Genomic DNA, 11,761 nt, shown 5'->3' on the forward strand with positions numbered 1-11,761 from the left:
AGTGAGCCTCATAAAATTAGAAAATGAAGGCAAGCTTAAAAGAACGGATTTACTTGAGAAATATATTCCTGGTTTTCCAAATGGTGATAAAATAACTATCCAGCACTTGATGGATAATCGTTCTGGTTTACCCAGAGAATTAGGAGAAAGCGCTAAGCATCCCATAGAGCTTAGTGCCGATGAAGTGGTTGATCTTGCTGCCAAAGAGGCCTTAGAGTTTCCCCCTGGCACCAAAGAGCAGTACTCTAATGTTGGTTTTCAACTGTTGTACTACATCATTGGTCAGCTACATGATAGTTCCTTCTCAGACTTTCTTGAGAACACTTTTTTCGGGCCTCTAGGCATGCACCATTCTGGAAGTAATTTTGATGAAGATTTGGGTCGATTAACAGATTATGCCTACGGGCATTACCTGGATGACGAAAATAACATTGTCTGTGAATGCTCCATTTCAAATACTGAAATGAAAATGGGGAATTTGCATGCAACTGCAGATGATTTGGCCTTATTCCTCAAAGAGCTGGACCAGCAGCATTATAAGGCAATATCCCATAATGGAAGCATTTCGCATGCAGGAGGAACACGCGGTAAACGGGCGTATGTAGAGAAAAACTATGAGAACCAGTATACCATCATCTTTCTTGCTAATTACGATGCGCTTCCCTTTGAAAAGCTTGTCCGTGATTTGCAAAGCATGTTGAAAGGACAAACAGTTAAAATACCAGAAGCTATCAATCGACAATCAGTTTACGTTTCGCCATCTATCCTTGGGAAATACCCAGGGACTTATGACCTTGTAGATGCCGGACACTTAACGCTGACTATAAAACTTGAAAATGATAGCTTGTATATATATCAAAATGGTATCAATAAAGGCGTATTATATCCTGAAAATGAGAATACATTCTTCTCAGATAAAACATCTGAAGAGTCTATCAGATTTGTTGAAGGTAAATCAGGAGAGTATTCCATACTAATGGATTTTCAAGGAGTTCAATGGAAAGGAATTAAAATTGATGACAATTGACGCCTGCCAATAACACCGTTAAAGTAGACAGCAGCAAAGTGAAGGTAAGGGAGTTATCATATGGAGTTAAATATGTTTGACAAAAAAGCATCAGACAACAAGGCACATGAGCAAAGCTTCGGCTTTGCCTCGCTCACCTCATGTACCAGTAACGTTAGCATCATAAAAAATTAAATAAATTGAATTGGCCGTTTGAATTAATCTTTTTCTCAATTGTAATGACCTTTATCTGGACGGCCTTGTTCAGATGGTCTCGGAAAATTGACTCTGCCAATTTCTTTGTAGGAAGTAATTGTGGTATTTATGTATTATACATCCTCCTGTTATTCCGGCCACTCTTTATCCATGACTTAGGAAAGGGTGGCGGTGCATTTGCAGCTGGAATGTATATCATGATACTTTCACCAATTCATTTAGCACTTACTTTTATAGCCGTTCTCATCTTTAAGAAGACAACAAGTTCAAAAAGATTGAGCAAAGCTCTTTTGTTGATTGGCTTACCAGCAGCAACACTTGCTTTAGGTTACTTGATAGCCGACAGAAAAAACGATGTAGAAGAAAGAAACTCCCAAGTTTATTTTGAAGAACTAAACCGCGAGTCAGAAAATGAAGCGATAAGGAACAGTAGGTCAGTACAGCAGTTTGAATCCTTCTTGAAAATGTTCTCCAGCGATTCTGCCTTTCAGAAATCTCGCACAAATTTACCGCTTGCTGTTTTTCAGTTAAATGAAAATTTAGAAGTAGACACTGTCACTCATTACTACGACCACAACTGGAAGCCATTCAAGTTTCAAGAGAATAATCTCACCTGGACATATACTGATTGGGAATACCTAAAGAAAAAGTCAACAGAAAGAGTTATCAGTAGAAAAGAAGAAAACTTTATTGTCGACTATAATTTCAGGTTTGACAACGACTGGGAATTGTTTGATATTAAGAAAAGGAAAATTACAGGTGCTAACCCTGCACAGGCTATAAACTCGGCAACGCCTCGCCATAGCCCATAGCTAACAGTTAGCCATCACAGAACAGAAAGCCGAAAAATACTTATACTAATAATATCTGTAGATTAGGGTTATGAGAAAGAAAGCAATCATCTTAGACTTGGATAACACGATTTACCCGGTTTCAGCCATTGGTGAAAAGCTCTTTAAATCTTTGTTTGCCCTCATTGAAGAAAACGGGGAATACGAAGGAAACTTCGAAGAAATTAAAAACCGCATCATGCGGCAACCTTTTCAGGTGGTAGCCAAAGACTTTTCTTTTAGCGAACAACTGAAAGCTGCTAGTTTAGAACTCCTCTCCGGGTTGACCTATGAAGACAAGATGGAGCCGTTTGACGGGTATGAAATAATCAGGAACATGCCCTGCAAAAAATATCTGGTCACCACTGGTTTCACCAAATTGCAACACAGCAAAATCAAACAACTCGACATCAGCCGAGACTTTGAGCACATCTTTGTGGTTGACCCCAGCGAGTCGGAACTGACGAAAAAAGATATCTTCCAGAAGATACTTGCAGCGCACCAGTACAGCCCAGATGAAGTACTGGTAATTGGCGACGACCTACACTCTGAAATTCAGGCAGCAAATGAACTTGGAATAGAAACAGTCCTCTATAACCACAACGGAGAACAACCCGAAGTAAAAGACCAAAAGACCATACATTCTTTTAAGGAGATAGTACCTTACTTGAACGAAGAATAAAGCACAAACGCCTGACAGCGCATAATCAAAAGTGGGGTTCGAAGCGGATCAAATGTCTGAGTTTTGTAACATTAGCTGCCTGGCAGACAGGAACTGTACTCTAGATGCCTCCTTCAGGTATAGCCGAAACAGAAATCAGAGATGAATACATCAATCCGTCTCTCTCGGGGTATACCAAAAAGGGAAGCCAGAACTTCATAAGCTTTACCTTCTAAACGGATAGAAAAGCTAAACACCCAACCAAGTATTTAAGCCTCACATCTTGCCTGTGCGAGAACGTTGGCTGCAGGGTTCAGATGACCGCTAGGCCTGACTCAGCACACAACCAATTACAAGACAATGTAAGCAAGTCAAAACAACACAATATGACCATGGAAAATAAAAAGGAGTTGCCACCAGAACAATTTGAAGAACTACTCAGCGCCTTAAAAGGCCGTTTTGAGAAAAACAGAAACCGCCATCCCGGTCTTGTGTGGGGAGATGTACAAGCAAAGCTGGAAGCGAGTCCTGAAAAACTCTGGTCCCTCTATGAAATGGAAAGAACAGGCGGTGAGCCGGATGTTGTGGGGTATGATACACAGTCGGGCGAATATATTTTCTATGATTGTTCAGCCGAAAGCCCCAAAGGCCGCAGAAGTGTTTGTTACGACCGGGATGGGCTGGAGTCACGAAAAGAACATCGGCCGGAAAACAACGCACTGGAGATGGCGGCGGCCATGGGCATTGAGCTCTTAACGGAAGAACAATACCGGGAGCTGCAGCAACTTGGAAAGTTCGACACGAAAACTTCGAGCTGGGTAAAAACACCTTCTGAGATCAGGAAACTTGGTGGTGCCCTCTTTTGTGATCGCCGCTACGACCATGTCTTCCTGTATCACAACGGTGCGCAATCCTACTATGCTGCCCGGGCGTTTCGCGGCTCGCTAAGGGTCTGAACTTTACGCAGCCAGCTAAATTTGATGTGAGAACGGACTACCAAAGAAATAGAAGAAGGTAGGACGAATGGATAACCAAAATCCAGTGGCCAACGTTTGCCGAAAAAAGTTAAATACTTCCCAGGAAACAGTCTTAGCTGACTACTCGACTGTGCTACCTGTTCTGAAACTTAATCTTAAGCAACCATGCAGTATGCGGACCTAGCACAGGACCTTCTGACCCTACGAAAAAAAGATCTTGAGGTGCGACAGCGTCTGATAGAGGAAGGGAAACTCTTCGTTGGTTATGCGACTGAAATGGAAGAAGTTCATCTGGCCAATGCAAAACGGCTACAGGAAATCATCTCAAAAATCGGATATCCGACGATCGATAAAGTAGGATCGGAAGCAAGTCAGGCAGCCTGGTTGATCATACAACATGCGATAAGTTTGCCTGATTTTATGAAAAATTGTTTGGCTCTTGCCCAACAGGAGGCCGCCAAAAACAAAATTGGTCCCGTACACGTGGCCTTTCTATCCGACCGGATTGCCATGTATGAAAACCGTCCTCAGGCGTATGGAACTCAGTTTATAAGAGATGAAGCGGGAGAACTGACCCCCTACCGGCTGGAAGGCACGTTGGCTGTCGTCAATCAAAAACGGCAGGGTCTGGGTCTGAACACGGTGGAAGAAAGGCTCGAAGAAATGCGCCAGCAAGCACAAAATGAAAAAGAACCGGAAAGAACTAGCGACCAGCGCCGAAAAGAGCAGGAAGCTTATGACAACTGGAGACGAAAAGTAGGTTGGCTAAAGTAAGCACCTCTCCCCTACCCGGCTATACCTGTATACCTGCAAACAGGTATAGCATGCAAGCAAATTATGTTGCATTTTCCTAACTTGCCATTTCAAACCAGGCACAATTTCCATTTTAGCCAGACGTAAGCACATTAGATGAACATAATCAAAAATTTGAAGATCAGGGACAAACTCTTCCTCCTGCTCTCCCTGCTTCTCATTCCCCTTTTCTATTTCGTGATCTCAACCATTACGCTTGAAATAGAAGAAAACGAACAACTTCAACTAGAGGCCCTGCAGCTGGAGGAAGCAGAAAAGATATCTGCACTTCTGCATGCTTTTCAAAAAGAGCGGGCCCGTATCCTGGCGGCATCCGGAACAGATACCCGGTTCCTGCAGGAGGCAAAAGCGCTCAGAAGCCTGACCAACGCCACAGAGCGGGACTTAAAGGCGTTCCTGGCCCGTTCCGGCAGGCAGTTCCCGGACCTGGCCTTGCTCAACGATCTGAACAAATACCGCAACAACCTGGATCAGAATAAGCTTGAACTAGAGGAATTCAGGCAATATTCTTCCGCGTTGATCTTTACTTTCCTGGACAGGATTGACTCCGATGCGACCGGCATCAACGATGAAGAGATCGGACAGCGGTTAGCCAGCTTCCGGTACCTGGCAGAGGCCAAGATTCATTTGGGCAGGATCAGAAGTCTGTTGATGAAGGTGATCCAGGAAGGCGCTTTTTCCTATGAAGACTACGGCCAGATCAATTCTCAGATCGATTCCTATAACAGAGCGCTGAACAGCTTTATCAGGTATGCTGACGCCACTGCAGAAAAGGATGTACAGGCAATCACTTCTTCCGACAATTACCTGAAGGTGGCAGATCTGCTACAGGCAATTGAAGCTGATCCTGAACTCAACCTGTCCACCCTCAACACCACGGCAACATTTGACCAGTTTACCCAGAGCATTGAGGAATACCGCAGTGCCGAGTTGCAGCTCATTAGCAGAATACGGGACCAGGTGACAGCTGAAAGCAGCCAGAAAAAACAGTACATGGCGGTGCTCGTTGCAACATTCATCCTGATCCTGGGTCTGACCATCGCACTTTCTTTCTACATCATCAACCTCATCGCTGCCTCGCTTTCCAAACTCAAAACAGCGGCAGACCGTATCCGGTTGGGCGCTACTGATGTGGTCATCGACATCGACAGCAAAGATGAGATCGGCAGCGTAGCCGAATCTTTCAGAGGGGTGCTGCATAAAACTGTTTCGCTTTCTCAGGTCGCGCAGGCCATCGGGGCGGGCAGGTATGATGTGGAAGTGGCCGTGCAGAGCAGCGAAGATGTGCTCAGCTATGCCATCAAAGACATGAAAGACAACCTGCAGACCTTCACCACCGAGAACACAAACCGGAATTGGGTACTGACCGGTGTCTCAGAGCTCAACACCCTGCTGGGCGGCGAAACGGCACTGGAAAGATTATCGGAGAAGGTCATCACCTTTCTTTGCAACTATACAGGTTCTGACGCCGGAATCCTATACCTGCACGACAACAACGGTAAGCTGGAACCAGTTGCCAGCTATGGCGTGTCCTACAGCCAGGAGCAGCTTCCTTCATTTGCTATTGGCACGGGCATGGTAGGACAGGCAGCCAGCGAAAGAAAAGTAAAAGTACTGAAAGGTATACCCGACGAGTACATGAAGATCAGAACCGGCCTGACCGAAATTGATCCTGCCTCGGTCATCCTGCTCCCGCTCTACTTTGCCAACAATACCGTGGGGGTGCTGGAGCTCTCTGCCCGCCAACCCTACAACGAACTGCATCAGCGGTTTTTTGACGCCGTAACCGAACGGATCTCGGTCATGGTGCATACCCTGAAAGCGCACCTGCAGACACAGGAACTGCTTTATGAAACACAAAACCAGGCCGAGGAACTCGAAACACAGCAGGAAGACCTGCGCCAGCTCAACGCAGAGCTGAAAGCTTCGGAAGAAGAGCTGCGCGTGAACCAGGAAGAACTGCAGGAAAAGAACTCGGAACTGGAAGAAAAGGCACAGCTGCTGGAAGAGCAGTACGAAACCCTGAGCTCCAAAAACAAGGCCCTGGAAGATGCCCGTGAGGCCATTGAGCTGAAGATACAGCAGGTGGAAACGGTGAGCAAGTACAAGAGCGACTTCCTGGCCAACATGTCGCATGAGCTGCGCACGCCGCTCAACAGCATCCTGATCTTGTCCAGGTTGCTGGCCGACAATGCCGAGAATACCTTATCTGCCAAACAAACGGATCATGCCCAGATCATCCATAAGTCGGGCAACGACCTGCTGAAACTGATCAACGAAATCCTGGACCTCTCCAAGATCGAGTCCGGTATGATCCGGCTCGAGACGGACGAGATAAAGCTGCAGGACCTGACCATGGAGCCGATGTTCCGGGAGGTAGCTTCCAGAAAGCAGATCCGTTTCACCGAGCAGTTTACCCCGGGCAGCTTCGATACCATCACCACAGACCGTTTCAGGCTCGAGCAGATCCTGAAGAACTTCATCGGCAATGCCATCAAGTTCACCGGTGAGGGAGGCGAAGTGGAGTTCTCGGTGTACCCGGTACGCAACCGGCCCGACTTTAAGTCGGAGCAGCTCCGGGAGCAAGCAGACGTGGTGGCCTTTGCCATTCGCGATACAGGTATAGGCATTCCGCCGGAAAAGCAGGAAGTCATATTTGAGGCCTTCCAGCAGGCAGACACTTCTACGACCCGCAAGTATGGCGGCACCGGACTTGGCCTTACCATCAGCAAAGAACTGGCCGCCTTGTTGGGCGGTGAGATCCAGCTGGAAAGCGAACCGGGCAAGGGCAGCACGTTTACGCTATACCTGCCCAAAACCCCGGCAACCCAGGCCCGCAAAAAGCAGCCTGCCCGCGTTGCGGCAGCTCCTGCGCAGAGCAGCACCGAAGCCATGAGCCAGGTCTTCGACAAGATGGAGAAGAACGGGCAGAAAGACATCTCTGTGCTGATCGTTGAAGACGACAAAGGCTTCAGCGATATTCTGGCTGATTTTGCCCTGGCCAAAAACTTCAGGGTACTCCAGGCCTATACCGGTCAGGAAGGCCTGCGTATGGCGCGTACCGAGAAGCCGGATGCGATGCTGCTCGACATTCATCTGCCCGACATCAACGGCTGGGACGTGCTCAGGCAGATCCGCGAAGACAAAGCCTTGCGGCATACGAACGTGCACGTGATGTCGGCCTATGACAAAGAAGTGATAGGCGAGCATGGCGCCAACGAAGAATACCTGCCCAAGCCGGTCACGCTCGAAATGCTGAACAAAGCCTTCACCACCATCTCCGGCATCACCGACACCTCGATCGAGAACGTCCTGATCGTAGAAGACAACGAGATCGAGAACAAAGCGGTGGCGGAACTGCTGCTGGCGCACGGCCTCAAATCTACTTCCGCCCATTCGGCCGAAGAAGCCGAACGGGTGCTGGCCAAGCAGAACGTAGACGGCATCATCCTCGACCTCAACCTGCCGGGCATGAACGGGTATGACTGGATGAAGAAGATCAAATCCCAAACGGGCTTGTCCGATATTCCGATCATCATCTACTCGGGCAAAGACCTGAGCGAAGACGAAGAAAATGCCTTGAAAGAGTTTGCCAACACGATCATCATCAAGAATGAATATTCGTACCTGCGCCTGCTCGACGAGGTACAGCTCTTCCTGCACAAGGTGAATCAGAAACTGCCATCCGGCAAAGACTTTAAGATGAAGCTACACGTGCCGGAAGAAGTGCTGCGGGGCAAAAAAGTGCTCGTGGCAGATGACGACGTTCGCAACATCTATTCGTTGAGCAGCCTGCTCGAGCTGCACCAGATGCAGGTTATAGTAGCCTACGATGGCCAGGAGGCGCTGCAGAAGCTGGAGACGGAAAAAGGAATCGACATCGTGCTGATGGATGTGATGATGCCGGAGATGGATGGCATCGAAGCAACAAAACGAATCCGGGAGAACGCTCGTTTTAAGCAACTCCCGATTATTGCCCTCACCGCCAAAGCCATGAAAGAAGATAAAGAAAAATGCATCGAAGCCGGTGCTTCCGACTATATACCCAAACCAGTAGACACTGACAAGTTGCTGACCTTAATGCGGGTGTGGTTGTATGAAGCCTGATACGGACGCGCTTTTTGAGCAGGAGGTCGAGGCACTGATCAAAGAGATCCATACCCACTACGGGTATGATTTCAGCGGGTATGCGCGGGCTTCGGTCTACAGGAGGATCAGGCGGTTTCTGTCGCAGAAGCATCTGACCACCCTGGAGGAACTGCGGAAGGCACTGTTTGCCGATAGCTTTTTCTTTGAGAACTTCCTGCAGGAGGTCACAGTCAATGTGACGGAGATGTTCCGCGACCCGAGTTTTTTTCTCTCGCTGCGCACCAACGTACTGCCTATACTCTCGACTTACCCATTTATCAAGATATGGGATGCCGGCTGCTCTACCGGCGAGGAGCTTTTCTCGCTGGCTATTCTGCTGGAGGAGGAAGGGCTGCTGGGCAGAACGAAGATCTATGCCACCGACATCAACCAGAAAGTGCTCAAGCAGGCCAAGGAAGGTATATTTTCGGCCTCCCACATGCCGGCTTATACGGCAGGCTACTATGCGGCAGGAGGCAAACGGGAATTTTCAAGTTACTACAGGAGCAGCTACGGCAACGTGAAGTTTGATGCTTCGCTGGTCCGCAATGTAGTGGTATACCCGCATAACCTGGCCACTGATTCTTCTTTCAATGAATTTCACCTCATCCTGTGCCGCAACGTGCTGATCTACTTCAACCGGGAGCTGCAGGAGCGGGTTTTTAAGCTGTTTGACGAAAGCCTGGTGGGCCTGGGCTACCTGGCTTTGGGCAAAAAAGAAACGCTCGCCCTGTCCGGCATCAGCAGCGACTATCATTTCGTAGACAAGGATAACCGGATTTACCGGAAATTAAGCTGATGGAAACATCCTCCAAAGTGATCGTGCTCGGTGGTTCCTGGGGTGGTATTCAGGCATCCCTTTCTGTTCTGAGCGGGCTGCCTGCCTCCTACCGCATCCCCATTGTGCTGGTGCTGCATCGGCTGCGAAACTTTGAAGGCAGCCTGCCGCAAATCTTCGCAAAAAGGCTTGCCCTCCAGGCAGTGGAGATAGAGGAAAAAGAAACGCTCAGCCCCGGCTACGTATACCTGGCTCCTTCCAACTACCATGTGCTGATCGAGAACGATCGTACTTTTTCCCTGGATGATTCAGAGCTGGAGAACTTCTCCCGGCCTTCCATTGATGTGACCTTCAGCAGTGCGGCCGATGTCTTCGGAGAAAATACCATCGGAATCCTGCTGAGCGGGGCCAGCAGGGACGGAAGTTCAGGATTAAAGCATATCTTTGAAAACGGAGGGGCAGCCATTGTGCAGAACCCGGCGGAGGCTGAGGTTGACACCATGCCTTTAGCGGCTATAAACATTATACCCGGTTGTAGTATAATGGACTTAAAGCAAATACAAGCATACTTGCTTTCCTTACATGAACACTGATCCCAATATCAATCCGCTTGCAGTAGCGCCTGTTTTGCACCCGGTCAAAATACTTTTGGTAGATGACCTGCCTGAAAACCTGGTCAGCCTGGAAAGTTTACTTTCGAAGGAAGATGAGCACATTACGTACCTTTTTGCCAGTTCCGGAGAAGAGGCGCTGAAGATTGCGTTGCAGGAAGAGCTCGCCCTGATCCTGCTCGACGTGCAGATGCCCGGTATGAACGGGTATGAAGTGGCACGCTACCTGCGGGATATTTCCAAAACACGCGATATCCCCATCATTTTTGTGACCGCGATCAATGAACAGGACGCGCACGTGATCGAAGGTTTCGAAGCGGGAGCGGTAGATTTCCTCTTCAAGCCGCTGCATCCGTATATCACCAAAGCAAAAGTCTCCACCTTCGTGCGGTTTTACCAGCAGAAGAAAGAGCTCGAGCGGGTCAATAAGCTCACGCTGGAAGTAAACCAGGAGCTCGAAGAGCGGGTAAAAGCAAGAACCAGTGAACTGACCAGGGTTAACAAGGACCTGGATAACTTTGTGTACACGGCTTCCCACGACCTGAAAGCGCCCATCAACAACATCGAAGGCCTGATGGTTGCCCTGGATGAAACCCTGCAGGAAACAGGACAGGACCAGCAGGAGGTCGCTCCCATTATGCAGATGATCCATGATGCGATCGGCCGCTTCAAGAACACACTGCAGGATCTGACGGAAGTGGCAAAGGTACAGTACGAAGAGACAGCTGGTTATGAGAGCATAAGCTTCAAGGAAATCCTGGAGGATGTAAAGCTCAACATCAAAGACCTGATCCGGAAATACGACGCTACGATAACGGATGACTTTTCTCAGGTGCCGGATATTGTTTTTTCAAGGAAGAACCTGCGCAGCATCATCTACAACCTGGTGTCCAATTCGATCAAGTACAGCTCCCCGGACAGAAAGCCCGAGATCGCTATCACGACCTCCAGGGGGGAAGGCTTTACCCTTTTCTCGGTGCGCGACAACGGACTCGGCATCAAAAAGCAGGATCAGCAGAAAGTTTTCGGCATGTTCAAGCGGCTGCACGCGCACGTCGAGGGCACCGGTGTAGGTCTGGCCATCGTGAAACGGATCGTAGAGAACTGTGACGGCAATATCGAATTTGACAGCGAGATCGACTCCGGTACTGTCTTCAAGGTATACCTGAAGACCTGATAAGCGGCCTGCTATACCTGTATTTCTGTTTCGCAATCAACATTTATCCCTACCGCTTCCGTTATACTTTTTCGACTCATACTCAGGAGCCAGCAGACCATTGTTCCAGAGGAAAGTCTAACAGCAGTTGCCTCTTCTACTGGAGCAGTTCATGAATTTGCTATACCTGGCCTGGTCCAACCACCCCTACCCCTCCTTATCGAAGGAGGGGAGTCCTGCTATTACGGTTTGACAGCTTCTTGTTTCATTGCCACTGTAAGACACCCCTCTGGCTCCCCTCAAGGGGAGAATTCTTGCACGAGTAGGTATAGCCGACAGGTATAGCAAGACTACCTTACAACTGTCACTACAGTGCGATGGCTTGAGCCAGGTGCACGACTGACGATTTTGTGTTCGAGCTTTCAGCGAGTTTAAAAGCGTCTTGACTTTTTTGCTTACTTTTCTCATCAAGAAAAAAAGTAAGGCCCCGCCGGCCAGGCGAAGCTATACAACAACTCAGGTTGCTATACCTGTAACGCCAGTTCCGCCAGTTACAAACTGACCCCACACACAATCCCCAGTTAC

General features: G+C 48.4%; 9 protein-coding genes. All 9 read left to right on the forward strand.

Annotated elements, in window-relative coordinates:
- On the forward strand, positions 1-1,027 hold a 1,027-nt coding region (locus OB13_RS08535; RefSeq protein WP_461489739.1), incomplete at its 5' end, for a serine hydrolase domain-containing protein.
- A 179-nt stretch (positions 1,028-1,206) separates the two neighbouring features.
- Positions 1,207-2,034, forward strand: coding sequence for a hypothetical protein (locus OB13_RS08540; protein ID WP_461489740.1), 828 nt, complete (start codon positions 1,207-1,209; stop codon positions 2,032-2,034).
- 70 nt (positions 2,035-2,104) lie between these two features.
- Positions 2,105-2,734: an HAD family hydrolase gene (locus tag OB13_RS08545; RefSeq protein WP_461489741.1), complete on the forward strand. Its 630-nt coding sequence runs from the start codon at positions 2,105-2,107 to the stop codon at positions 2,732-2,734.
- Positions 2,735-3,099: 365 nt separating this feature from the next.
- Positions 3,100-3,669, forward strand: a complete 570-nt coding sequence (locus OB13_RS08550) for a DUF4256 domain-containing protein (protein ID WP_461489742.1) — start codon at positions 3,100-3,102, stop codon at positions 3,667-3,669.
- 186 nt (positions 3,670-3,855) lie between these two features.
- Entirely contained in the window at positions 3,856-4,464 is a 609-nt protein-coding gene (locus tag OB13_RS08555; RefSeq protein ID WP_461489743.1) for a DUF6624 domain-containing protein, read from the forward strand.
- A 135-nt stretch (positions 4,465-4,599) separates the two neighbouring features.
- Positions 4,600-8,610, forward strand: a complete 4,011-nt coding sequence (locus OB13_RS08560; protein ID WP_461489744.1) for a response regulator — start codon at positions 4,600-4,602, stop codon at positions 8,608-8,610.
- Complete coding sequence (locus OB13_RS08565; RefSeq protein WP_461489745.1) at positions 8,600-9,430, forward strand: CheR family methyltransferase; 831 nt, start codon at positions 8,600-8,602, stop codon at positions 9,428-9,430. Before OB13_RS08560 ends, OB13_RS08565 begins: the two co-directional genes overlap by 11 nt.
- Complete coding sequence (locus OB13_RS08570) at positions 9,430-10,002, forward strand: chemotaxis protein CheB (RefSeq protein ID WP_461489746.1); 573 nt, start codon at positions 9,430-9,432, stop codon at positions 10,000-10,002. The genes OB13_RS08565 and OB13_RS08570 overlap by 1 nt, the downstream gene beginning before the upstream one ends.
- Positions 9,992-11,197 carry a sensor histidine kinase gene (locus OB13_RS08575; protein WP_461489747.1) on the forward strand — a complete coding sequence of 402 codons (1,206 nt, stop codon included), beginning with the start codon at positions 9,992-9,994 and terminating at the stop codon, positions 11,195-11,197. Before OB13_RS08570 ends, OB13_RS08575 begins: the two co-directional genes overlap by 11 nt.
- Positions 11,198-11,761 lie beyond the last annotated feature (564 nt).

The organism is Pontibacter sp. HJ8 (assembly GCF_054824225.1).